The following is a 23,173-nucleotide window of genomic DNA, read 5'->3' as shown; positions in this document are numbered from 1 at the left end:
GCCATCGCATGGCTGCCCCCTGCCTTTCCCATCCCTGACCGACCGCACCATGGCCATCTCCCGCAAAACACCACCTCCCGGCGAAGCCGCAACCGCGGGTGTCCCGCTGCAGCGGCCGCCTTCCGAAATCCTCCATGCCGCGGAACTGGAGCGCCTGCGCGCACAGGACACGGACCCGCGCCCGCCCGGCTGGTCGCTGGGCCTGCGCGCCGCGCGCGCCTTCATCCTGGGCGATGCGGCGCTGGGCATCGCCCCCAAGATCGTCGCGCCCGTGGCAAGCATCGAACGCATGCTGGTCACGCTGGCCACCGGCCGCGGGCTGATGCTCGTGGGCGAGCCCGGCACGGCCAAGTCGCTGCTGTCGGAGCTGCTCGCCGCGGCCGTCTCGGGCGTCTCCACGCTGACCATCCAGGGCGGCGCCTCGACCACCGAGGACCAGATCAAGTACGGCTGGAACTACGCCCTGCTCATCAACGAAGGCCCCAGCCCGCGCGCGCTCGTGCCCGCACCGCTCTACCAGGGCATGCAGCAGGGCCGCATCGTGCGGTTCGAGGAGATCACGCGCGCGCCGCTGGAGGTGCAGGACTGCCTGCTGGGCATGCTCTCCGACCGCGTGATGGCGGTGCCCGAGCTGGCTGGCGAACACGCCATGCTCTACGCCCGCGAGGGCTTCAACATCATCGCCACGGCCAACACGCGGGACCGCGGCGTGAACGAGATGAGCGCCGCGCTCAAGCGCCGCTTCGACTTCGAGACCGTCTTCCCGATCCTCGACTTCGACCGGGAGCTGTCGCTGGTGCAGGACGCCAGCGCGCGGCTGCTCGCGCAAAGCGGCATCCCGCACGCGGTGCCGGCGCCGGTGCTGGAGCTGCTCGTGTCCACCTTCCGAGACCTGCGCGGTGCACCGGCCGACGGCCAGCGCGGCGCGCCGCCCGATGCGGCCATGGACCGCCTGAGCGCCGTGATGTCCACCGCCGAGGCCGTGAACGTGGCCCACGCGGTGGGCGTGCGCGCCTGGTTCCTGGAGCGGCGCGAGGGCTCGCCCGCCGACCTGGTGGACTGCATCGCCGGCACCATCGTCAAGGACAACGCCGACGACCGCGCCAAGCTGCGCCGCTATTTCGAGCAAAAGGCCGCCAAGCGCACGGGCGGGCACTGGCGCGCGTACTACGAAGCGCGCCACCGGCTGCCGTGAAGGCCGGCACGGCGCCGCCCGCCGACCCCGTCATCCTCGGCGTGCGCCACCACAGCCCCGCCTGTGCGCGGCTGGTGGCGGCGCGCATCCGGGCGCTGCGGCCCGCGTTCGTGCTGATCGAGGGGCCCGCGGATTTCAACGACCGGCTGGACGAGCTCTACCTGCCGCACCGCCTGCCGGTGGCGATCTACAGCTACCTGGCGCGCGGCGGTACGCACCGCGGATCGTGGACGCCCTTTGCCGATCACTCGCCCGAATGGCAGGCGCTGCAGGCCGGGCGGGAAACCGGTGCGCAGGTGCGCTTCATCGACCTGCCCGCCTGGCACGACGCGTTCGCCCATCTCGAGAACCGCTACGCCGATGCGGCCGATGCCGAGCACCAGGCGCGGGCCGAGGCCTACGAGCGCGCGCTGGCGGACCAGCTCGCGGTGCAGGGCCGCGACGCGCTCTGGGACCACCTCTTCGAAGACGCAGGGCCGGAGGATCCGCACGCCGGCTGGGAGGCCAGCGATGGCCTGGCGCTGCGCCTGTCCACGTACTTCGGCCACCTGCGCGGCGAGGGGGAGGCGGGTTCGCTCGGCAACCAGGCGCGCGAACAGATGATGGCGCGCTGGATCGCCTGGGCCATGGCGCAGGACCGCGGCGCCGTGCTGGTGGTGTGCGGCGGCTACCACGCACCCGCGCTCGCGCGGCTCTGGCGCGGCATGCCCACCGGCGAGCCGGAAACGCCGCAGCCTGCGGAAGACCCCGAAGACACTATCAAAAATATAGCAAACCACCCAATTACCACTAAGGCATCGGCACGATTTGGCTCTTACATCGTGCCCTACACCTTCCGGCGGCTCGATGCCTTCGCGGGCTATGCGTCTGGCATGCCGTCGCCGCAGTACTACCAGTGGCTCTGGGAGCACGGGGCCGAGGGCGCGGCCCGCGAGTTGCTGCGCGGCGTGGTGCAGCGCCTGCGCGAGCGCCAGCTGAGCGCCTCCACCGCCGACCTGATGGCCGTGCATGCGCGCGCGCTGGGGCTGGCGCGGCTGCGGGGGCACCGCCAGCCCTTGCGCTCGGACTGGCTCGACGCCCTGGCGGGCGCCTTGGTGAAGGAGGCGCTCGACGCCCCCCTGCCCTGGACCTACCGTGGCCCGCTGCGTGCCGGCACCGCCCCGGTGCTGGTGCAGGCGATGGACGTGCTGGCCGGCGACACGGCGGGCCGCCTCGCACCGGGCACGCCGCAGCCGCCGCTGGTCGCGGCCGTGCGGGCCGAGCTGGCCGCGCAGGGCCTGCCACTGCGCGGCACCGTCACGCTCGACCTGCTGCAGGAAGGCGACCGCGCCAGGAGCCGCGTGCTGCACCGGCTGGCCCTGCTGCAGCTGCCGGGCGTGGTGCGCACGCGCGGCCCGGCGATGGCGCTGTCGGGCGAACGCGGCGAGGCCTGGAGCCTCAGCGAACCGCTGGAGCAGCAGGCCGCGCTCATCGAGGCGGGCGCCTGGGGCGCCACGCTGGAAGACGCGGCGCGGGCGCGCCTGGAAGACCGCCTGCGCCAGGCACGCGGGCGCATCGCGCCGCTGGCCGAAGGCCTGAACAGCGCGGCCTGGGCCGGCCTCGCGGACCTGAGCGACGGGCTGCTGAGGGACATCGGCGACGCCATCACGCAGGAGCCGCGTTTCGAGGCGCTGGCCCCCGCGCTGGGGCTGCTGCACACGCTGCTGCGCCACGGCCAGATGCTCGGCATGGCCGGTGCCCCCGTGCTGCGCGTCGCGGTGGAGGCCGGATTCGACCGCGCGCTCTGGCTGCTCGAAGCCCCCGCCGCGGTGGCCACCGCCGACACCGAAGACCATCTGCGCGGCCACCGCGCGCTGCAGCGCATCGTCGCCGACACACTGGCCGACCTGGAAGACGGCACGCCCCATCCGCTCGCGCTGGAACCCGCGCGCGCCCTCGCGGTATGGCAGCGCAAGGCGGCCGACCCGCAGGCCGCTCCGGTCAGCCGCGGCGCGGCGCTGGGCGCGGTCCTGGCGCTGTCGGGCCGCCTGGGCGGTGGCGCGCAGGGCGACGGTGCCGCCACCCCCGAGGCCGGCGTGGAGGAAGCCATGGACCTGCTCGCCGCAATGACCGCCGCCACGCTGGGCGACGCCCTCGCCGGCCTTTTGGCGCTGGCGCGCGAGGCGCTCGCCACCGAACCCGCCTTCGCCGCCGGCATGGACCGCCGCATCCGGGCGCTGGACGACGAAGACTTCGTGCAGGCCCTGCCGGCGCTGCGGGCCGCCTTCGCCTGGCTGCCGCCGCGCGAGCGGGGCCAACTCGCCGGGCAGGTGCTGTCGCTGCACGGCGCGCAGCACCTGCCGCGCCGCACCCTCACGGCCACGACCCCGGGCGCACTGCCCCCCGAAGCACTGGCCCGTGCCCGCGCCGGCGAAGCCGCGGCCGCGGCGCGGCTGGCCGCGTGGGGCATCGACGCCGGCACCGGAGCCCCCGCATGACACCGCTGACCATCCCCGACCCCCTTCAACGCTGGCGCCTGTTGCTCGGCGAGCCGGCGGAACCCGCGTGCGGCGCGCTCGGCGATGCCGCGCAGGCCGCCGATGCGGCCCTCGAATGGCTCTACGGCCGCGACAGCGATCGCGCCGAGCGCGGCGAGCGCAGCGCGGGCCTGGGGCCCTCGGCGCTCAGCACGCCGGACTGGATCAACACCATCCACACGCTCTTTCCCAAGGAAGTGATCGAGCGGCTGGAACGCGATGCGGTGGAGCGCTACGGCATCGACGAAGTGGTGACCAACCTGGAGGTGCTGGAGCGCATCGAGCCGTCCGAATCGCTGCTGCGCGCGGTGCTGCACACCAAGCACCTCATGAACCCGCAGGTGCTGGCCGCCGCCCGCCGGCTCGTGGCCGAGGTGGTGCGGCGCATCATGGAAAAGCTCGCCACCGAAGTGCGCCAGGCGTTCAGCGGCAGCCGCGACCGGCGCCGCCTCTCGCGCATGAAAGTGGCACGCAACTTTGACTTCCGGCGCACCCTGCAGGCCAACCTGCGGCGCTGGGACGCGGCGCGCGGCAAGCTCTACGTGGAGCGGCCCATTTTCATCAGTCGCACGCGGCGGCATGCCGAGCCGTGGGACATCGTGCTGCTCATCGACCAGAGCGGGTCGATGGTGGACTCCGTCATCCACAGCGCGGTGATGGCCGCCTGCCTTTGGCAGCTGCCGGGCATGCGCACGCGGCTAGTGGCCTTCGACACCCAGGTGGTGGACCTCACGGCCGATGTGTCCGACCCGGTGGAGCTGCTCATGAAAGTGCAGCTGGGCGGCGGCACCGACATCGCCCGGGCCGTGGCCTATGCGCAATCGCTCGTCGCCAACCCGGCCCGCACCATCGTCGTACTGGTGAGCGATTTCTACGAGGGCGGCGACCCCGGAGAACTCGTGCGCCGCGTGAAGGCGCTGACCGGCGCGGGCGCGAAGGTGCTGGGCCTGGCCGCGCTCGACGCGCAGGCCGAGCCCGCCTACGACCGCGAGATGGCCGCGCGCCTCGTCAAGGAAGGCGCGCAGGTCGGCGCCATGACCCCGGGCCAGCTCGCGGGCTGGCTGGCCGAAAAGGTACAGGCATGAACGCACCGCTGCGGGCCGACCTGCTCGAACTCACCCCGGAGGCGCTGACGGCGCTGGCCAACGCGGGCTTCGTCAAACGCGCGCAGAAGGACGTGGCGGCCCAGGTGCTGCCGCGGCTGGAGACCGAACCCGACGGCACCGTGCGCGCGGAATTCGACGACGGCGCGCGCACGCGGTTGCCGCCGGGCCGCACGCTGCGCGATGCCGCATGCACCTGCGCCGCGAGCGGCATGTGCCGCCACCGCGTGATGCTGGTGCTGGCCTATCAACAACGGTACGGTGCGGCGGACGCCCCTGCGGTCGATGCGTCCACGCCCGCAGCGCCGCCCGCGGAGCCGGAGGACGCCTGGAGCCCCGCGCATTTCGAAGACGCGGCGGTGTCGGCCAGCGTGGCGCCCTCGGTGCTGGAGCAGGCCGCGCGGCTGGCGGCCTCGCGCCCCGTGGTGGCGGTGCGGCCGTGGCAGGGCCCTGCCGCGCCGCCCACGGCCCGGTTGCCGATGTGCACCGTGCGGTTCTTCTCGCGCAGCTCGCTCGTGCATGCGCGCTGCGACTGCCAGCAGGGCAGCGGCTGCGCGCATGTCGTGGTGGCGCTGTGGGCCTTTCGCGCCGCAGGCGATCTGCCCGCGGGCGGCGACGAAACCATGGTGGAAGTGCCGCCGCGCGCGGGCCCCGGGCAGGCCGGTGCCGGCACCGATGGCGGCAGCGGCACCGCGGCGGCACCCGCGCAGCTGCAGTCCCCCGAGGCGCTGCGCCTGCGCGAGGCGCTCGATGCAGTGCTGCTGTCTTTGTGGCTCGACGGATCGGCCCAGCCCACGATGGCCCTGGCCGCGCGCTTCGAAGCGCTGCGCGCGCAGGCGCAGGCCCTGGGCTGGCGCTGGGTGGACGACGGCATCGCGGAGCTGTGGCTGCTGCTGCAATCGCTGCAGGCCCGCAGCAGCCGGCACGACCCGCTGCGCCTGCTGGCCGTGGCAGCCGAGCTGTGGGCGCGCCCACGTGCCGCGGTTCACGCCGAGGCCGCGGCCGCGGACAGGACGGGGGCAGCACGCCCCGCGCTGCATGCCAGCCAGATCCTGGGCGCGGGCGTGAAGGGCGAGGTCGCGCTGGACCACATCAAGCTCGTCTCGCTGGGCGCCGCGCTCTGGTCCGATGCAGCGGCCGAAGGCGCCAACGTGCTCTTCGCCGATCCGGACACGCAGACCGTGACGGTGCTGGAACGCCAATGGCCGCGCAGCGAAGGCGCCAGCGGCCCCGCGCAGGCCCTCGCCGGACGGCGCGTGGCGGGGTTTCCGCTGCGGCAGATCGCGACCGGGCAGGTCATCACCAAGACCGCCACGCGCCGCGCCAACGGCCTCATCGACATCACCGCCGGGGCGCGCCAGACCGGCGTGATGCCGCTCTCGCCTGCGGCCTGGGACGAGTTGGCCCCGCCCTTGCGCCAAGCCAGCGTGCAAGCGCTGCGCGAGCGCCTGCGCGCCGCGCTGCCCGATTTCGTGCAGCCGCGCCAGGCCGCCACAGGCGCGGCCAGCGGGGCATCGGGCGCGCTGCATGTGGTGGCGCTCGAAGGCGGCATGCAGGTGCAGGACTGCGAGTGGGATGCCGCCGAGCAGGTGCTGCATGCGCGCATCGTGGACGCGCAGCACGAGGACGCCGGGCCTGCACTGCACCTTGCGCTGCCGCACCGTGCGGCAGCGCCGGGCGCCGTGGACGCGCTGGCCCGCGCGCTGGCGGGCGAATGGGGGCCGCTGCGCGCGGTGGCCGGGCCGGTGGCGCTGCGCGGCGGCGAGGCGGTCATGCAGCCGCTGGCCCTGCTCACCCACCAGCGCGCCGTGGTGCCGCAGATCGAGCCGCCAGCCGCCCAGCCGCTGGCGCTGCGCACCTGCGCCGATGCACCCACGCCCGTGCAGGCCCTGCTCGACGAAACCCTGCAATCGCTGGCCCAGTGGCTGCGCCAGGGCCTGCGCCACCAGCCGGGCGGGCTGGATGCGCGCGCGCAGGCTCAGGCCCGGCAGCTGCGGCAAGGCGGCCTGGACCGCGGCGCCGCACTGCTCGAAAGCCTGGGCGGGCACCTGCGGTCGGCCGACCGCGGACCGCTGCTGGCAGCGCTCTCCACGCTGGCACTGCTGTTGCGGGCACAAGGCGGCTGAGGCGGCCGCAAGACCGCGCGGGCAGCCTCTGCCAGCGGTTGCAGGCGCGTCACGCGCACGCATGCCGCATGCCGGCTGAAAACCTGCAGAAAGCCAGCCGATAGCCGGCGCCTCTGCCCGACTCGCCCGTTTTCACATCAATTTGAATGATAATTATTCTTAATCAAATGGATCCGTTTCTTTTCCATCGCCTGTTCCGGCGGCCTTCCGGCTGGCCGGCGGCCTCTTCCTCGCCCCTCCTCTCCCGCATTTCCATGGTCCACACCCGTTCCGACGCGGCGCACTCGCCTGCCCACGCCACTGCTTTCCTGCGCCCTTTCCTGAGCCCTTCGCTGGCCCGTTCCCCCGCACGCACCCTGTGCCGCTGCGCACTCACGCCGCTGGCGCTGTGCCTGTCGCAGGCCGCCATGGCCCAGGCCAGCGCGGACGCGACGCCGCAACTGCAGGAAGTGCGCATCAACGCCAGCACGGAAAAGGACGTGGGTTTCGCCCCGGTGGAAGCCCAGACGGCCGGCAAGGCGCCCATGCGCCGGCTGGAAACCCCGCAGTCGGTGAGCGTGGTCACGCGCGAGCAGATGGAATCGCGCCAGATCGCCAACCTGCAGCAGGCGCTGCAGACCGTGGCCGGCGTGAGCCCAGTCAACTTCGGGCGGCGCGGCTTCGACGACATCAATATCCGGGGCTTTCGCTCCACCGAATCCATCCTCATCGACGGCCTGGTGCAAAGCCCCGGCATGTGGACCCGCCTCACGCCGTACGGCTACGAGCGCTTCTAGGTGCTCAAGGGCGCGGCCTCGGTGCTGTACGGGCAGGTGCAGCCCGGCGGCATCGTCAACGCCATCAGCAAGCGGCCCAAGCGCGATGCTTTGAGCGAAGTGGGCGTGGAGGTGGGCAGCTTCGGCCAGCGCACCTTGCAGGCCGACATCAACCGGCCGCTGAACGAGTCGGGCAAGGCGGCGTTCCGCATCAACGCCCAGGTCTCGAACAGCGACGATCCAACCGACTTCGTCTATCGCCGCGACCGCTGGATCGCGCCCTCGCTGTCGCTGGACCTGGGCGCGCAGACCGATCTGGTGCTGTTCGCCACCTACAGCCAGAGCAACTGGATGCGCCAGCAGGGCATCACGCCCTACGGCACGGTGCTGCCCAACCGCAACGGCCCCGTGCGGACCACGCTGTACACGGGCGATCCGAGCTTCGGCGGCTACGACATCGAAAGCACCTCGGTCGGCTACGCCCTGGAGCACCGCTTCTCGCCGCAGATAACGCTGCGCCAAAACGTGCGCTGCGAATCGGAGAAGGGCAACGGCAACTTCGTCTCCAACCTGGCGCTGCAGTCCAATCAGCGCCTGCAGAACCGGCAGGCCACACGCCAGTACCTGGATGACGACATGCTGGCCACCGACACCTCGCTGCTGTCGCAGTTTGCCGCCCTGGGCGTGCAGCACCGCCTGGTGACCGGGCTGGACGCGCGCACCAGCCACAGCTGGCAAGGCCAGCGGCGCTGCACCATCGGCGCGCTCGACCTGTTCAATCCGGTGTATGGCGCGGCCACCACCTGCCCGGCCGCCTACACCAGCAACGCGCCTGAAAAGCTCAGCGTGATGGGCCTGTACGCGCAGGACCAGATCAAGTTCAACCCGCAATGGACGGCCCTGGTCGGGCTGCGCCGCGACTGGTCGGACAACCAGATCGACGACCGCCTGGCCAACCGGCAGACGCGCCAGAAGGATTCCGCCACCACCCTGTCGGCCGGGCTGGTGTACGAGTTCACGCCCGGATGGGCCGCCTACACCAGCTACGGCGAATCGTTCCTGCCCGTGTCGGGAACCAGCTTCGGCGGCTCGCCCTTCGCGCCGGAGACCGGCAAGCAATGGGAAGCGGGCCTGAAGTACGAGGCACCCGGCGGCGGGCTCACCGGGGCGCTGGCACTCTTCGACCTCAAGCGCCGCAACGTCACCACGGCCGACCCGGCCAACACCGGCTTCAGCGTGCAGACCGGCGAGCAGCGCGCGCGCGGGCTGGAGCTGGAAGTGGGCGCCGAACTGCTGCGCAGCCTGAAGCTGACGGGCGCCTACACCTATACCGACACGAAGGTCACACGCGACAACAACGCCGCCATCGTGGGCCTGCCGCTGAACCTCACGCCGCGCCACACGCTGGCCCTGTGGGCCACCTACAAGCTGCCCCAGATGCCGCAGATCACCCTGGGCGCCGGCGCCCGTTACGTGAGCGAGCAGGTCGGCTCGTACCCCTTCACCCTGCCCGCCTACACCGTGGCGGACCTGTCGATCGGCTATGCCGGCTCCAACTACCGCATCACCGCGGGCGTGAAGAACGTGTTCGACAAGGCCTACTACGACGGCGCGATCAACGCCAACGTGGTGTCGCCCGCCCTGCCGCGCAGCTTCAGCGTGGGCCTGACGTACTTCTTCTGAAGCTCTGAAATCTGAAGACCGGCGGAAGGGCGTTGCCGCCCCGCCGCCCGCCATGGGGAGTGGCTGCCGCCCGCGCGCCGTGCCCTGCCCCCCCGAACCGCCGGCTCGCGCTCCATTCGTGGGCCGGCATCGCTAAGGGCCAGTCGCCGCTTGCTCCAATTTATTCATAGATATTTATCTTTTCCCATAAATCATCTATCTATGCGAATTTTTTGGCCGTCTTTCCCTGATCCGCGGCCAAGCCATTGATTCATAGGTTTCTATTTTTAGGCATATTCACTAACATCTATGAATGCCGAGACAGAACACCCCTCCCGCAGACTATCCCCAGGCCGTACTGCAGCAGATCGAGCAATTGGCGCAGAACATCGTCATCGCCCGTAAGCGCCGCAGGGAAACGCAGGCGCAGTGGGCCCAGCGGCTGGGCGTGTCGCAGCCGACCATGGCCCGCATCGAGCGGGGCGATCCCTCCGTGGCGATGGCGTCGTATGTCATGTGCCTGTGGCTCATCAACCAGGCGCAGGGGCTGGCCGATCTGATTGCCCCGCAGAACGATCTCGCCTCGCTGGAGCGCGAAGTGGCAAGAACCCGCCCCAAACCCCGGTCTCCGGCCAGGAAAGAAAACCGGGGCATGGAAACAGCGGCCCAAGGCCGAGCAAGGCGTGCGGCCTCCCCCTTGAAGGCAGGCGCAGCGCCCGACAGCAAGGCTTCCAATTCGCCCCAGCCGGTGGCGAGCCGGCCTTCCCCATCCGACCCAGGCGCGTCCAGAGAAGCCCTGCGCGGCGTTCCTGTGCCAAACAGGAACGTGGAGACCGCAAATGAAGGCCTGCGGGACTTCACTCAAGCAAAACAGCGGATTGAACGGCGGCTACCCAATGCCGCTTCAGGCTTGGCCGCCCTGATCGCCGGCATCAAGAAAGAGCGGCCATGACGCAGCCAGGAGGGGTCACGCCCCGCGCCTACGCGCCGCAGGACACGCTCTATGTCTGGACCCTGGTCAACCCGGCCGCCCCCGTGCTGACGGGCTCCGTGGCCCTGTCGCAACTGGTGCCCAACTGCGCCACCTTCACCTATGCGGCCGACTGGTGGGAGTTCACGCTCAGCGAAGACCTACCCCTCATCGCGGGCCAGACTTTCAGCGCAGGGCACAAGGACACCGCCCCCGGCGCCATCGACGATGCGCGGCCCGACCGGTGGGGCGAGCGCATCATCCGCCACATCGACCGGCCCGCGCGCCTGTCGATCCTGGAGATGCTGCTGTTCGCGGGGGACGACCGCTTCGGCGCCCTGGGCATCTCCACCTCCGCCGAGCGCTACGTGCCCCGGCGCATCGGGCCTTATCCGCAGTTGCGCGATCTGGCCTCGCTGGCGCAGGCTGTGGAAGACGTGCAACGCCAAGCACCCATCACTTCGGAGATCCAGCGGCTGGTGCAGCCGGGCGTCACGCTGGGCGGTGCGCGGCCCAAGGCACTGCTGCAGACCGACAGCGGGGCCTGCGTGGTCAAGTTCAGCGAATGGGACGACGCGGTGGACACGCCACTGATCGAACACGCCACCATGACGCTGGCGGCGCAGGCCGGCATCCACGTGGCCACCACCGGCGTGCTGCCCCTGCCCTCGCGGCACGCGCACGGCAAGCGGCGCCATGCGCTGACCATCGAGCGCTTCGACCGGCTCGACATCGGCGGGCAGACCCTGCGGCTGCATTGCCTCTCGGCCCGTACGGCGCTGGCGGCGGCGGGCCTTGCGGAGAGCTACGGGGCGCTGGCCACCGTGCTGCGGCGCCAGGCCCATCCGGACCGGCAGAAAGCCCAGCGCGAAGAGCTGTTCCAGCGCATGGTGTTCAACATCCTCATGGACAACACGGACGACCACGAGCGCAACCACTGCCTGCGGCTGGGCTGGGACGGGTACTACGAGCTGTCGCCCGCGTTCGACGTGGTGCCCACCCTGCAGAACATGGGCTACCAGGCCATGGTGGTCGGCCGGCACGGCGCCGAATCCACGTTGGACAACGCGCTGACGGACCTGAGCGAGTTCGGCATCCCGCGCGCCCGGGCCATCGAGCTCATCCAGGCCGTGGCACGCACGGTGGACCAGTGGCCGCAGCACTTTGCCGGCCACGGCGTGGACGCGAACGACATGGCACTGCTGCACGCCAGCATCGACCGCGATGCGCTCAAGGCGCAGCGCCAAGCGTTCTGCTGAGTGTGCGCCGGCGCCTGCGATTCAAGCGACCGGCACCGGCATGAAAAATGCCACCAGCACAAATTCCACTAGGGCATATCGCTATTAAAAATGTAGCAAATCAATCCACACTGGCGCCGGACTCCTTCACGACCTTGCCCCACTTGGCGCTTTCGGCCTGGATGAAGGCGGCGAACTGCTCGGGCGTCTCGCTCACCGGCTCGGCGCCCTGGTCGGCCAGTTTCTTCTTCGTCTCGGGCTGCGACAGCACCTTGACCAGGGCCTTGTTCAATTGCGCCACGATGGGCGCAGGCGTGCCGGCGGGCGCGAACATGCCGAACCACGACGTGGCCTCGTAGCCGGGCACACCGGCTTCGGCGATGGTGGGCACGTCGGGCAGCTCGGGCGAGCGCTTGGCCGTGGTCACGGCGATGGGGCGCAGCTTGCCCGAGCGCACGTGCTGGATGGCCGAGGGCATGTTGTCGAACATGATGCCGATCTGGTTGCCCAGCAGGTCCGTCACGGCCGGGGCGCTGCCCTTGTACGGCACGTGCTGCATGTCCACCTTGGCCATGCTCTTGAACAGCTCGCCCGACAGGTGGATGGAGCTGCCGCTGCCGGACGAGCCGAAGTTCACCTTGCCCGGGTTGGCCTTGGCATAGGCGATCAGCTCCTGCACCGTCTTGTAGGGCTGGTTGGGGTTGGCCACCAGCAGGTTGGGCACGTTGGCCACGCGCGTGAGCGGCGCGAAGTCCTTCACCGGATCGAACGGCATCTTCTTGTAGAGCGCGGCGTTGATGGCGTGCGTGCCCACCGTGCCCATGAAGAGCGTGTAGCCGTCGGCCGGTGCGCGCGCGGCCATCTGGCCGCCGATGTTGCCGCCGGCGCCGGCGCGGTTGTCCACCACCACCGACTGGCCCAGCTCCGCGGACAGGCCCTGGCCGATCACGCGCGCCAGGATGTCGGTGGTGCCGCCGGCTGCAAAGGGCACGATGATGGTGATGGGCTTGTTGGGGAACGCCTGCGCGAACGCGTTGGGCACCGCAGCAGTGGCGGCCACGGCCAGGGCGGCGGCCAGCAGGGTGCGGCGATGGGCGGCGAAGCGAAGGCTTGGGCGGACGGAAGTCATGTTGTTTCCTCGGATCTCTTTATGGGGATGAAAAGCGGGGCGCATGGCGGATGCGGCGCCCGCCAGCGGGGCGCAGCGGCCAACGCCGTTATTCCTGCACGATGGACGACGGGTGGTTGGCCAGCGGCGTCACCTTGATCTGCATGTAGGGGAACAGCGGCAGGCCGCTCAGGATCGTGTGCAGCTCGTCGTTGCTGGCGACGTCGAAGATGCTCACGTTGGCGTATTCGCCGACGACGCGCCACAGGTGGCGCCACTTCCCGCCCTGCTGCAGCTGCTGCGAATATTCCTTCTCCTTGCGCTTGATCTCGTCGGCCACTTCGGGGGCCAGCGTGGACGGGATGTTCACCGTCATTTCAGCCATGAACAGCATCGGTTGCTCCTTGAAAACAAAAAGGGAAAGGGATGGAAAGGAAAGAAAGAGAGGCGCCTGCGGTCAGAGGTGCGGCCAGACCAGCATGGTCACGGCGTAGATCGCGCCCACCAGCAGCATGGAGACCACCGTGTAGCCCATGATGTCTTTCAGCTTGAGCTTGGACAGCGCCAGCGCCGGCAGGATCCAGAACGGCTGCACCAGATCGTTCCAGCCGTTGCCCAGCATCACCGACATGGCGGTCTGCGCCTGCGAGGCGCCCAGCGTGGTGGCCGCGTTGATCATGAACGGGCCCTGCAGCACCCAGTGCCCGCCGCCCGAAGGCGCGAAGAAGTTGATGACGAACGAACTCACCAGGCCCCACAGCGGCAGCGTGTCGGCGGTGGAGACGCTCACGAACACGTGCGCGATGGACTCCACCAGGCCCGAGCCGTGCATGATGGCCATGATGCCGGCGTAGAACGGGAACTGCAGGATGATCCCGCCGATGGTCTTCACGCCTTCGTTGACCTTCTCCACGTACTTCATCGGTGTGCCCAGCAGCAGCACCCCCAGGAACAGGATGAAGAAGTTGATCATGTTCAGGTCGAGGTTGCCGCCCTGGATGAAGTGCATGGCCACGTACGCCATGCCGTACAGGCCGATCAGCAGGCTCAGCACGCGGCTGTTGTTCAGGCGCCAGGCCAGCGTCTTCTCGTCGCCCAGCAGGTGTTCGGCACTGGCGGGCTTGGTGTCGGCCACGGTGGCCGGGTCCAGTTCCACGACCGGCTCGCCCTTCTTGGGGTGCATGGTGGCGTTGAGCAGCGGCAGTGCGATGAGCACGGCCAGGCTGGTCAGCAGGATGGGCGCGGAGAAGATCGTCTGCGTGAGCGGGATCAGCCCCATGGTGCTTTCGAACGCGTGGCCCTTGGTGGAGATGAGCACGGGGATGGTGGCCGAGAAACCCAGGCTGTACATGGTGAAGCCTGTGTACGCCGCCGCGATGATGAGCGGGTAGTGCACGCCCTTGACCTTGAGCGCCAGCTTGCGCGCCATGATGCCGCCGATCACCAGGCCGAAGCCCCAGTTGAGGTAGCTGCCCACGCAGCCCACGATGGTGGCGACGATGATGGCCTGACGCGGCGTGTGCACGTGCGAGGCGATGCGGTCGAGAAAGCGGTCCACGATGGGCGCGGCCGCCAGCACGTAGCCCATCACCAGGATCACCGCCATCTGCGTGGTGAAGGCCAGCAGGCTCCAGAAGCCCTTGCCCCAGTCCTGCACCACGGCGTTGATGGGGCGGTTTTCCACCCCGAAGGCGAGCGCCATGGTCAGCAGCGTGAGCATGATCGCGAAGACGAACGGATCGGGCAGGTAGCGCCGCATCAGTTCGGTGAAGAAGGCGGTGATTTTCGACATGGAAATTGTCTCTTTGGTGTTGTGAGGTTTTGAGAAAACGCGAGGAGAAAGCGCTAGACCCCGGCCACGCCCACGGTCATGCCACCGCAGACGTACAAGACCTGGCCGGTGACGAAGCCGCTGCGCGCGTCGAGCAGATAGGACACGGCATGCGCCACGTCGTCCGGCGTGCCCACGCGCTTGACGGGCACCGAGTCGATGATGGCCTTGGTGCGCGGCGCATCGGGCGGGTTGGCGCGGTCGAACAGCTCGGTGCGGATGGGGCCGGGGCCGATGGCGTTGGCCGTCACGCCGTGGCGGCCCAGCTCCAGCGCCCACACGCGCGTCATGCCGATCAGGCCGGCCTTGGTAGCCGAATACGCGGTGCGCAGCTCCTTGCCCAATGCGGCGCGGGAGGACATGTTCACGATGCGCCCGAAGCCCGCCGCCTGCATGCCTGGCAGCAGCGCCTGCATGCACTGCAGCGCGCAGCGCAGGTTCAGCGCCACGGCGAGGTCGAATTGTTCCAGCGTCTGATCCGCGGCTTCGGCAGGCACCACGATGCCCACGTTGTTGACCAGGCGCGTGATGGGCCCGCCCGCCAGCGCTTGCTGCAGTGCCCGTGCGGTGTCGGCGGTGTCGGACAGGTCGGCCTGGATGCCGCCGGGCACGTGGGCGATCGCGCGGTCGATGATGACGGGCTCATAGCCGTCGGCGCGGCAGCGCTCGGCCGTCGCCGCGCCGATGCCGGCGCCGCCGCCGGTGATGAGAACGCGCTCGCGTGCGGGTGCAGTGGTCATGGAAGGTCTTTCTTCTTCAGGGAATGCAGGGGCGCGTGGGGATTACAGGTAGCTCTGCCCATCGACGTAGGCCTTGCGCCAGCGCGTGAGCGTGACGCGCTCGAACAGGCCCGCGGCGTGGAACGGGTCGGATTCGATGAAGCGCTGGGCCTCTTCGCGCGAATCGAGCGCCACCACGTAGAGGCCGCCCCCCAGATCCTTGCCGTCGTCGGCCAGCTTGGCGCCGCAGGCCAGCAGCAGGGCCTTGTGCTGGTCGAGGAACGCCAAGTGCGCGGCCCGCGTGGCCTGGCGCACGTGCTGGTGATCGGGCTTGTCGAAGGTCTCGATGATGAAAGGCACAACAGTCTCCGTGTGCACGGCGGTCCGGCACATTGCAAACGCCGGTCACCCGGCTTCAGGGGATGGATTTCCGCGCAGTGCGCACTGCGCGGAACGGGGTGACGGTCAGGGCTTCAGACGGTGGCGACCGGCGTCACGGGCGAGGCGATGGCCCCGGGCAAATTCAGCGGCGGTGCCGTCAGCAGGAATCGCGAGCGGTGGCGCGCGCGCAGCCACGCGGCCAGCGGCGTCAGGTGCCACAGCTCGCCCAGGTGCACGCCCAGCTTGAACAGGCAGTGTTCGTGCAGCGGCAGCGCCGCGCAGCAGGCCGGGCCCGCCTTGGCGGGGAAGGCCTCGACGGCGTAGTTGTCGGCGGCGATGGCGGCGAGCTGGCTGTCGGTGATCCATTGCAGCAGCCTGTCGTCGCGCCCGTCCAGCACGGCGCAGCGGTCCGCCAGCACGGCCGGATCGGGGTGCCTGCGCATGCCCAGCACCACGTCGGCAAAGCCCGTGTGCAGGCAGACGATGTCGCCCGGCTCCACCGCCACGCCGTCGGCCTCCAGCACGCGCATCAGCGTGTCGTAGCCGACCACGGTGCGGGCATCGCCCAGGTGCGCGCGCAGATCGATCATCACGCCGCGCCCCTGCACGCCCGTGCGGGCCATGCCCTCGATGCCCAGCGCATGCGCGGCCGAGGTGCTGGTGGCCGCGCCCGGCGCGGCGGGCACGCCGGCATCGCGCACGTCTTCCGGGCCCACGATGTCGCGGCCGGCGGCATAGCCGTTGTAGTACAGCGCTTCGGGCAGGCCGTCGCCATTGGCGTCGAACATCGAGCCCGCGTGCGCCAGGCCATCCCACTGCGTGGAGTACTGCAGGTGCAGGATGGCCAGGTCGTCCGACAGCACGTCGGTGCGGCCCGGCTCCAGCGCACCCAGCAGGCAGTTGAAGTTGACCAGCCCCTTGCGCAGCAGCGGCCGCAGCACGGGCGGCTGGCGATTGGGGTTGAGGGCATTACCGCCGGGATAGTCCAGCGGCAGGCTCAGCGCGAAGGCCAGGCGCTCTTGCACTTCGGCCACGCCCTGGCGCACCTTTTCGGGCGTGAGCAGGTTCAGTCGGCCCAGTTGGTCATGGGGGCCGAAGTCGCCCCAGGTGGAGCCGGCGGGCCGGTGCTGCCAGCGGGGGTTGGTGGGCTGCGGGTCCATGCGGTCTCGGTCTCTCTGTGTCCCGCGGCTCAGCGTGCCAGGAAAGCGGCCAGCGCGGCGTCGAACGCGGCCGGCGCTTCCAGGTTGGACAGGTGCGAGGCCGGCACTTGCACCAGCTGCGCGCCCGCGATGATGGCCTGCATGGCCTGCGCATCGGCCACCGTGGTCACGGGGTCGGCGCTGCCGGCGATCAGCAGCGTGGGCACGCTGATGGCACGGATGGCGCTGCGCAGGTCGGCCTGGGCAAGGGCCTCGCAGCAGGCGGCGTAGCCCTCTGGGGCAATGCCGGCGATCCAGCCCTGGGCGCGCTGCACCACGGCGGGCTGCGCAGCCACGAAGGCATCGGTGAACCAGCGGCTGGGCGACGATGCGGCCAGTTCGGCCATGGCCGCCGTGCCCTTCTCGCGGACCAGCGCGGCGCGCGATGTCCAGCCCTCGGCCGTGCCGATCTTCGCGGCGCTGTTGGCCACCACCAGGTGGTCCAGCCGCGCGGGGGCATTCACGCCCAGCCACAGGCCGGTGAGGCCGCCCATCGAGATGCCGCAGAAGCTGGCGCGCTCGATGGCCAGCGCGTCGAGCAGCGCCAGCACGTCGCTGCCCAGCTGGTCGACCGTGTACGGGCCGGGCGAGGCCACGCTCGCGCCGTGGCCGCGCGTGTCGTAGCGCAGCACGCGGTGCGTGGTGGCGAAGCGCGCGGCTTGCGCGTCCCACATCTCCAGGGTGGTGCCCAGGGAGTTGGAGAGCACCAGCACGGGTGCGCCTTCGGGGCCGTCGAGGCGCACGCGGAAGGCGCCGGCGGGGGTGTGGAGGGTGGCGGTGGACACGGGCTTGATTTCCTGGGGTTTCGCAGCGGGCCGATCAGACGCGTTCAAGCACCACGGCGATGCCCTGCCCCACGCCGATGCACATGGTGGCCAGCGCGTAGCGCCCCCCCGTGGCATGCAGGCGGTTCACGGCCGTGGTGGCCAGGCGCGCGCCGCTGGCGCCCAGCGGATGGCCCAGCGCGATGGCGCCGCCCCAGGCGTTCACGCGCGCGTCGTCGTCCTGCAGACCCAGTTGGCGCAGCACGGCGATGCCTTGCGCGGCGAAGGCTTCGTTGAGTTCGATCACATCGAGCTGATCGAGCGTGAGGCCCGTCAGTTGCAACACCTTCTGCGTGGCCGGCGCGGGTCCGATGCCCATCACGCGCGGGGCCACGCCGGCCGTGGCCATGCCGACCACGCGGGCCTTTGGCGTGAGGCCGTGCCGGGCGGCGCTCGCCTCATCGGCCAGCAGCAGCGCGCAGGCGCCGTCGTTCACGCCGCTGGCGTTGCCGGCCGTCACCGTGCCGCCTTCGCGCACGACGGGCTTGAGCTTGGCCAGCGCCTCCAGGCTGGTCTCGCGCGGGTGCTCGTCCTTGTCCACGGTGACGGGCTCGCCCTTCTTCTGCGGCACCTGCACGGGCGTGATCTCGCGCGCCAGATGGCCGGCCTGCTGGGCGGCCACGGCCTTGCGCTGGCTGGCGAGGGCCATGCGGTCCTGCGCTTCGCGCTCGATGCCGTAGTCGTCGGCCACGTTCTCGGCCGTCTCGGGCATCGAATCCACACCGTACTGCGCCTTCATGAGCTTGTTGACGAAGCGCCAGCCGATGGTGGTGTCGTACACCGCATTGGCGCGGCTGAAGGCGGTTTCGGCCTTCGGCATCACGAAGGGGGCGCGGCTCATGCTCTCCACGCCTCCGGCGATCATCAGGCCCGCTTCGCCGGACTTGATGGCGCGCGCGGCCGTGCCCACGGCGTCCAGGCCCGAGCCGCACAGGCGGTTGATGGTGGCGCCGGGCACGTCGATCGGCAGGCCGGCCAGCAGCGCGGACATGCGGGCGACGTTGCGGTTGTCTTCGCCGGCCTGGTTGGCGCAGCCGTAGAGCACGTCCACCACGGCGGCCCAGTCCACGTTCGGGTTGCGGGCCATCAGCGCCTTGAGCGGGATGGCGCCCAGGTCGTCGGTGCGCACGCTGGACAGGGCACCGCCGTAGCGGCCGAAGGGCGTGCGGATGGCGTCGCAGATGAAGGCTTGCGTCATGGTTTTTGTCTCCAGGGTGTGTGTCGGGAAAGGTGCCGCGGCGGCCGGTGTCAGGCGTGCGCCGGCCGGATGGGCAGGCCCACGAGGCGTTCGAGTTCGGCATGGTCGAGGCCCGGCACGGCATCGATGAGCACCAGGCCCTCGGGCGTGCAGGCCAGCGTGGCCAGGTCGCTGTAGATGCGCTTGACGCAGCCGATGCCGGTCAGCGGGTAGGTGCATTGCGGCACGACCTTGGACTGGCCCTGCTTGGTGAGCAGGTCCATCATCACCCAGGTCTGCTTGGCACCGATGGCCAGGTCCATGGCGCCGCCCACGGCGGGGATGGCGCCGGGCTCGCCCGTGCTCCAGTTGGCCAGGTCGCCCGTGGCGCTGACCTGGAAGGCGCCCAGCACGCAGATGTCCAGGTGGCCGCCGCGCATCATGGCGAAGCTGTCGGCATGGTGGAAGTACGCACCGCCCGCCAGCAGCGTGACGGGCTGCTTGCCGGCGTTGATGAGGTCGTAGTCCTCGTCGCCCGCGGCCGGCGCCGGGCCCATGCCCAGGATGCCGTTCTCGCTTTGCAGGATGACTTCGCGGCCCGGTGGAATGTGGTTGGCCACCAGCGTGGGCTGGCCGATGCCCAGGTTGACGTAGGCACCGTCGTGGATGTCCTGCGCCACGCGGGCGGCCAGTTCGTCTTTGCTTCTTCTTTGATAGCTACTCACGCTAGCTCCTGTTGCGCTGGGGGCCATTTTCATGCTGACTTCTTGAAACCGCCGGCCTGCGTGGCCACGCGGTCGATCCGCACCACGTGGCTCACGTAGATGCCGGGCGTGACGATGGCCTCGGGGTCGAGCGCGCCCAGCTCCACCACCTCGTGCACCGTGGCCACGGTGCGCCGCGCGGCGGTGGCCATGACGGGGCCGAAGTTGCGGGCGGACATGCGGTAGGTGAGGTTGCCCCAGCGGTCGCCCCGCTCGGCCTTGATCAGCGCCACGTCGCCCTGGATGGGGTACTCCAGCACGTACTGCTTGCCGCCGATCTCGCGCGTTTCCTTGCCCTTGGCCAGTTCCGTGCCGTAGCCCGTGGGGCAGAAGAAGGCGCCGATGCCCGCCCCGGCCGCGCGAAGGCGCTCGGCCAGGTTGCCCTGGGGCACCAGTTCCAGCTCCAGCTGGCCGGAGCGGTACAGGCCGTCGAACACGTGACTGTCCACCTGGCGCGGAAAGCTGCAGATGATCTTGCGCACCCGCCCGGCCTTGAGCAGCGCGGCCAGACCCGCTTCGGCGTTGCCGGCGTTGTTGTTCACCACGGTGAGGTCGCGCGCGCCCTGCTCGATCAGCCCGTCGATCAGTTCGCCGGGAATGCCGGCGGTGCCGAAGCCGCCGATCAGCACGGTGGCGCCATCCTGAATGCCCGACAGGGCCTGGGCCACGGAATCCGCAATCTTGTTGATCATGGGGAAAGGAGAAGCCTAAAGGTGAGAATTCGGGTCCCGCCGGAGCGGCTGGGCATTTGTTCGCATATAGAACAAATGTTCGTATAATGAATTTTAGGACCAAATGCTTATGAGCGATACCCCCGCGGAGACTGGTGATAACCCTAGGCCGGGCGACAGCTATGTGCAGTCGTTCGCCCGTGGGCTGGAGGTGATCCGCTCGTTCAGCGCCACCGCGCCGCAGCAGACGCTGAGCGAAGTGGCGGCCCGCACGGGCCTCACGCGCGCCGGGGCGCGGCGCATCCTGCTCACCTTGCAGACGCTCGGGTACGTGGAAAGCGATGGGCGGCTGTTCCGGCTGACCCCGCGCATCCTGGACCTGGGCTTTGCCTACCTGTCGTCCATGCCGATCTGGGATCTGGCCGAGCCGACGATGGAAGCGCTGGTGGACCAGGTGCACGAATCCTGCTCGGCCGCCGTGCTGGACGGCAGCGACATCGTCTACGTGCTGCGCGTGCACACCCACAAGATCATGAGCACCAACCTGGGCGTGGGCTCTCGCCTGCCCGCCTTCTGGACGTCGATGGGCCGCGTGCTGCTGGCCGGCCAGCCCGATGCCGACGTGGTGGCGCTGCTGCCGAAGGTGCCGCGCCAGCGGCTCACACCCCACACCCTGCTGGACGACGACGCCCTGCTCGCTGCCGTGCGCCAGGCCCGCGCGCAGGGCTGGTGCCTGATCAACCAGGAACTGGAAGAGGGCCTGATCTCGGTCGCCGCGCCGCTGCGCAACCGGGCCGGGGAGACGGTGGCGGCGCTCAATATCAGCGGGCAGGCCAACCGGACCAGCGCCGAGATGATGCAGACCGAGTTACTGCCGGCCCTGCTCAAGGCGGCCGAAGCCATCTCGCGCACGCTGGGCACCCGCCGCTGACACGCCGGCCGCTGTGGAATTTTTCCCACAACCGGCCGGCGCAGCCGCCAAAAAACAGGCGGCGCCCAGGGCCCCTGGCAATTAGTGGTTACGATTAATGACAAATAGGCAGCTTGCTGTTGCCATCTCTCCAATCGGTCATTTCCAGGAAGTCCCTTCCATGAAAAATCTCAAACTGGGCGTGCGCCTGGGCCTCGGCTTCGGCGTGGTGCTCCTGCTCATGGCAATCATCACCGGCATGAGCCTGTTCCGCCTCGCCGACCAGGACGAAGGCTCGCAGCAACTCATCACCGACCTGTACCCCAAGGCCGCGGCCAGCCAGCAGCTGTCCTACCTCACCATGGACACGGCACGCGTGGTACGCAACCTCATCATCCTGCCCGACGAACAGTCGATGGCGCCCCACAAGGCGACGCTGGACAGAAACGGCACCGCGGGCGCAGCGATCATCGAAACGCTGGAAAAATTGGCCGACACCGCGGAAGAACGTGCCCTCATCCAGGACATCAAGACCCAGCGCGCAGCCTACGTCGCCTTCAGCCAGGAGGTGGCGGTACTCGGCCTGCAAAACCAGAAAGACGAGGCGCGGCAGCTGCTGTTCGGCCCCCGATTCGCCTTGCAGGGCACCTATCTGGCCACGCTGAAGAAGATGGTGGACCTTCAAGAAAAGAACATGCAGGAAGGTGGCGCAAAAACCCACGCCGCGTACCTCAGTGCCCGCATGATCGTCTGGGCCGTGGCGCTCATCGCCGCGCTGATCGGTGCGGTCTGCGCTTTCTTCATCACGCGTTCCGTCACGGCCCCCTTGCAGGACGCCGTGGACGCCGCCGACCGCGTGGCCGACGGCAACCTGAGCGTGCCGATCGTTTCCCAATCCAGGGACGAAACCGGTGCCCTGCTGACTGCCCTGCAGCGCATGCAGAGCAACCTGGTGCAGACCGTGGGCACCGTGCGCGGCAATGCCGAGAGCGTGGCCACCGCCAGCGCGGAGATCGCCCAGGGCAACAATGACCTGAGCCAGCGCACCGAGCAGCAGGCCTCGGCCCTGGAAGAGACGGCCGCGTCCATGGAGGAACTGGGCAGCACCGTGCGCCAGAACGCCGACAACGCCCGCCAGGCCAACCAACTCGCGCAGGATGCGAGCGACGTTGCGGTGAAGGGCGGCGAGGTGGTCAACCAGGTGGTGGACACCATGAAGGGCATCAACGACAGCTCGCGCAAGATCTCGGACATCATCTCCGTGATCGACAGCATTGCCTTCCAGACCAACATCCTGGCGCTCAACGCCGCCGTGGAAGCCGCCCGCGCGGGCGAGCAGGGGCGCGGCTTCGCCGTGGTGGCCAGCGAGGTGCGCAGCCTGGCCGGACGCTCGGCCGATGCCGCCAAGGAAATCAAGAACCTCATCAGCGCCAGCGTGGAGCGCGTGGAACAGGGCACGGCCCTGGTGGACCAGGCCGGTGCCACCATGCAGGAGGTGGTGACCTCCATCCGCCGGGTGACCGCCATCGTGGGCGAGATCAGCGCGGCCAGCCGCGAGCAGAGCGATGGCGTCGCCCAGGTCGGCGAAGCCGTGGTGCAGATGGACCAGGCCACCCAGCAGAACGCCGCCCTGGTCGAGCAAAGCGCGGCCGCAGCCTCGGGCCTGCGCGTGCAGGCGGACCAACTGGTGCAGGCCGTGGCCGTGTTCAAGCTGGCCCCCGGCAGCGGCATGGCAGCGCCGCGCCCTGCGGTAATGGCCCCGCCTGCCTCGGCGCCGGTTCGCCCGACGGCCGCCTTGCCCGCACAGGCGGCCACAGCAGCCCGGCCCACGCCCAAGACCGCGCCCTCCCGGCTGTCGGCTCCCGCCGCCAAAGCGCCGGCGGGCAAGGCCCCCGCGGCCCCCACGGCCCCCGCCCCGAAGCCCCGCGCCATCGCCGCGCCCCCCGCCGCCGCAGCAGCAGCGCCCGCAGCAGGCGGCAAGCACAACGCCGACGACTGGGAGACCTTCTGACAGCTTGCAGCCG

At 70.0% G+C, this 23,173-nt stretch carries 20 protein-coding genes; 10 read left to right on the top strand and 10 right to left on the bottom strand.

Annotation, left to right across the window (positions count from 1 at the left end):
• Window positions 1-49 precede the first annotated feature (49 nt).
• The 8 genes from AVAK2825_RS01155 to AVAK2825_RS01125 all read left to right on the top strand — a co-directional run bounded on the left by AVAK2825_RS01155 (window position 50) and on the right by AVAK2825_RS01125 (window position 11,586).
• Window positions 50-1,195 carry an ATP-binding protein gene (locus AVAK2825_RS01155; protein ID WP_284393350.1) on the top strand — a complete coding sequence of 382 codons (1,146 nt, stop codon included), beginning with the start codon at window positions 50-52 and terminating at the stop codon, window positions 1,193-1,195.
• Entirely contained in the window at window positions 1,192-3,672 is a 2,481-nt protein-coding gene (locus AVAK2825_RS01150) for a DUF5682 family protein (RefSeq protein WP_284393349.1), read from the top strand. Before AVAK2825_RS01155 ends, AVAK2825_RS01150 begins: the two co-directional genes overlap by 4 nt.
• Window positions 3,669-4,796 carry a vWA domain-containing protein gene (locus AVAK2825_RS01145; protein ID WP_272549053.1) on the top strand — a complete coding sequence of 376 codons (1,128 nt, stop codon included), beginning with the start codon at window positions 3,669-3,671 and terminating at the stop codon, window positions 4,794-4,796. Before AVAK2825_RS01150 ends, AVAK2825_RS01145 begins: the two co-directional genes overlap by 4 nt.
• Window positions 4,793-6,940, top strand: coding sequence for a YehQ family protein (locus AVAK2825_RS01140; protein WP_284393344.1), 2,148 nt, complete (start codon window positions 4,793-4,795; stop codon window positions 6,938-6,940). The genes AVAK2825_RS01145 and AVAK2825_RS01140 overlap by 4 nt, the downstream gene beginning before the upstream one ends.
• Window positions 6,941-7,194: 254 nt before the next feature.
• A complete protein-coding gene (locus AVAK2825_RS24770) occupies window positions 7,195-7,716 on the top strand; it encodes a TonB-dependent receptor plug domain-containing protein (protein WP_349817151.1) in 522 nt (173 codons plus the stop codon).
• Window positions 7,717-9,378: a TonB-dependent receptor gene (locus AVAK2825_RS01135; RefSeq protein ID WP_349817150.1), complete on the top strand. Its 1,662-nt coding sequence runs from the start codon at window positions 7,717-7,719 to the stop codon at window positions 9,376-9,378.
• A 355-nt stretch (window positions 9,379-9,733) separates the two neighbouring features.
• Window positions 9,734-10,309 carry a helix-turn-helix transcriptional regulator gene (locus tag AVAK2825_RS01130; RefSeq protein ID WP_284393342.1) on the top strand — a complete coding sequence of 192 codons (576 nt, stop codon included), beginning with the start codon at window positions 9,734-9,736 and terminating at the stop codon, window positions 10,307-10,309.
• Entirely contained in the window at window positions 10,306-11,586 is a 1,281-nt protein-coding gene (locus AVAK2825_RS01125) for a type II toxin-antitoxin system HipA family toxin (RefSeq protein WP_284393340.1), read from the top strand. The genes AVAK2825_RS01130 and AVAK2825_RS01125 overlap by 4 nt, the downstream gene beginning before the upstream one ends.
• Before the next feature lie 100 nt (window positions 11,587-11,686).
• Here the strand turns inward: AVAK2825_RS01125 and AVAK2825_RS01120 are convergent, their stop codons facing one another.
• From AVAK2825_RS01120 to AVAK2825_RS01075, 10 genes are all read right to left on the bottom strand, one after another.
• Complete coding sequence (locus AVAK2825_RS01120; RefSeq protein ID WP_284393338.1) at window positions 11,687-12,694, bottom strand: Bug family tripartite tricarboxylate transporter substrate binding protein; 1,008 nt, start codon at window positions 12,692-12,694, stop codon at window positions 11,687-11,689.
• Between the two features lie 88 nt (window positions 12,695-12,782).
• A complete protein-coding gene (gene catC, locus AVAK2825_RS01115; RefSeq protein WP_272565052.1) occupies window positions 12,783-13,067 on the bottom strand; it encodes a muconolactone Delta-isomerase in 285 nt (94 codons plus the stop codon).
• A gap of 63 nt (window positions 13,068-13,130) precedes the next feature.
• Window positions 13,131-14,465 (bottom strand): short-chain fatty acid transporter, encoded by a 1,335-nt coding sequence (locus tag AVAK2825_RS01110; protein ID WP_284393335.1) that lies wholly within the window; start codon window positions 14,463-14,465, stop codon window positions 13,131-13,133.
• A 53-nt stretch (window positions 14,466-14,518) separates the two neighbouring features.
• Window positions 14,519-15,244, bottom strand: a complete 726-nt coding sequence (locus tag AVAK2825_RS01105; protein WP_284393332.1) for an SDR family oxidoreductase — start codon at window positions 15,242-15,244, stop codon at window positions 14,519-14,521.
• Between the two features lie 42 nt (window positions 15,245-15,286).
• Complete coding sequence (locus AVAK2825_RS01100; protein ID WP_284393330.1) at window positions 15,287-15,583, bottom strand: YciI family protein; 297 nt, start codon at window positions 15,581-15,583, stop codon at window positions 15,287-15,289.
• Between the two features lie 113 nt (window positions 15,584-15,696).
• A complete protein-coding gene (locus tag AVAK2825_RS01095) occupies window positions 15,697-16,764 on the bottom strand; it encodes a cyclase family protein (RefSeq protein WP_284393326.1) in 1,068 nt (355 codons plus the stop codon).
• Between the two features lie 29 nt (window positions 16,765-16,793).
• Window positions 16,794-17,588: a 3-oxoadipate enol-lactonase gene (gene pcaD / locus AVAK2825_RS01090; protein ID WP_284393325.1), complete on the bottom strand. Its 795-nt coding sequence runs from the start codon at window positions 17,586-17,588 to the stop codon at window positions 16,794-16,796.
• Between the two features lie 34 nt (window positions 17,589-17,622).
• Entirely contained in the window at window positions 17,623-18,825 is a 1,203-nt protein-coding gene (gene pcaF, locus AVAK2825_RS01085) for a 3-oxoadipyl-CoA thiolase (protein ID WP_284393323.1), read from the bottom strand.
• 50 nt (window positions 18,826-18,875) lie between these two features.
• A complete protein-coding gene (locus AVAK2825_RS01080; protein ID WP_284393321.1) occupies window positions 18,876-19,529 on the bottom strand; it encodes a 3-oxoacid CoA-transferase subunit B in 654 nt (217 codons plus the stop codon).
• 29 nt (window positions 19,530-19,558) lie between these two features.
• On the bottom strand, window positions 19,559-20,260 hold the full coding sequence (locus tag AVAK2825_RS01075; RefSeq protein WP_284393318.1) for a 3-oxoacid CoA-transferase subunit A: 702 nt from the start codon (window positions 20,258-20,260) through the stop codon (window positions 19,559-19,561).
• 109 nt (window positions 20,261-20,369) lie between these two features.
• On the opposite strand from AVAK2825_RS01075, the gene AVAK2825_RS01070 reads away from it, so the two are divergent.
• A complete protein-coding gene (locus tag AVAK2825_RS01070; protein WP_284393314.1) occupies window positions 20,370-21,170 on the top strand; it encodes an IclR family transcriptional regulator domain-containing protein in 801 nt (266 codons plus the stop codon).
• Between the two features lie 160 nt (window positions 21,171-21,330).
• The gene (locus AVAK2825_RS01065; RefSeq protein ID WP_284393310.1) at window positions 21,331-23,160 is read left to right on the top strand and encodes a methyl-accepting chemotaxis protein; all 1,830 of its coding nucleotides are present in this window, start codon (window positions 21,331-21,333) and stop codon (window positions 23,158-23,160) included.
• Window positions 23,161-23,173: the final 13 nt, after the last annotated feature.

The sequence above is a fragment of the Acidovorax sp. SUPP2825 genome, assembly GCF_030158995.1.
Classification (GTDB): domain Bacteria; phylum Pseudomonadota; class Gammaproteobacteria; order Burkholderiales; family Burkholderiaceae_C; genus Paracidovorax.
The sequence above is the reverse complement of the archived record's forward strand: the minus strand, read 5'-3'. Positions and strand labels throughout refer to the sequence as shown.

Coding starts and splice junctions, on each gene's coding strand:
- AVAK2825_RS01075 (WP_284393318.1), bottom strand. CDS start 20,260: ATGATCAACAAGATTGCGGATTCCGTGGCCCAGGCCCTGTCGGGCATT.
- AVAK2825_RS01105 (WP_284393332.1), bottom strand. CDS start 15,244: ATGACCACTGCACCCGCACGCGAGCGCGTTCTCATCACCGGCGGCGGC.
- AVAK2825_RS01110 (WP_284393335.1), bottom strand. CDS start 14,465: ATGTCGAAAATCACCGCCTTCTTCACCGAACTGATGCGGCGCTACCTG.
- pcaF (WP_284393323.1), bottom strand. CDS start 18,825: ATGACGCAAGCCTTCATCTGCGACGCCATCCGCACGCCCTTCGGCCGC.
- AVAK2825_RS01070 (WP_284393314.1), top strand. CDS start 20,370: ATGAGCGATACCCCCGCGGAGACTGGTGATAACCCTAGGCCGGGCGAC.
- AVAK2825_RS01125 (WP_284393340.1), top strand. CDS start 10,306: ATGACGCAGCCAGGAGGGGTCACGCCCCGCGCCTACGCGCCGCAGGAC.
- AVAK2825_RS01120 (WP_284393338.1), bottom strand. CDS start 12,694: ATGACTTCCGTCCGCCCAAGCCTTCGCTTCGCCGCCCATCGCCGCACC.
- AVAK2825_RS01145 (WP_272549053.1), top strand. CDS start 3,669: ATGACACCGCTGACCATCCCCGACCCCCTTCAACGCTGGCGCCTGTTG.
- AVAK2825_RS01095 (WP_284393326.1), bottom strand. CDS start 16,764: ATGGACCCGCAGCCCACCAACCCCCGCTGGCAGCACCGGCCCGCCGGC.
- AVAK2825_RS01155 (WP_284393350.1), top strand. CDS start 50: ATGGCCATCTCCCGCAAAACACCACCTCCCGGCGAAGCCGCAACCGCG.
- AVAK2825_RS24770 (WP_349817151.1), top strand. CDS start 7,195: ATGGTCCACACCCGTTCCGACGCGGCGCACTCGCCTGCCCACGCCACT.
- catC (WP_272565052.1), bottom strand. CDS start 13,067: ATGCTGTTCATGGCTGAAATGACGGTGAACATCCCGTCCACGCTGGCC.
- AVAK2825_RS01140 (WP_284393344.1), top strand. CDS start 4,793: ATGAACGCACCGCTGCGGGCCGACCTGCTCGAACTCACCCCGGAGGCG.
- AVAK2825_RS01065 (WP_284393310.1), top strand. CDS start 21,331: ATGAAAAATCTCAAACTGGGCGTGCGCCTGGGCCTCGGCTTCGGCGTG.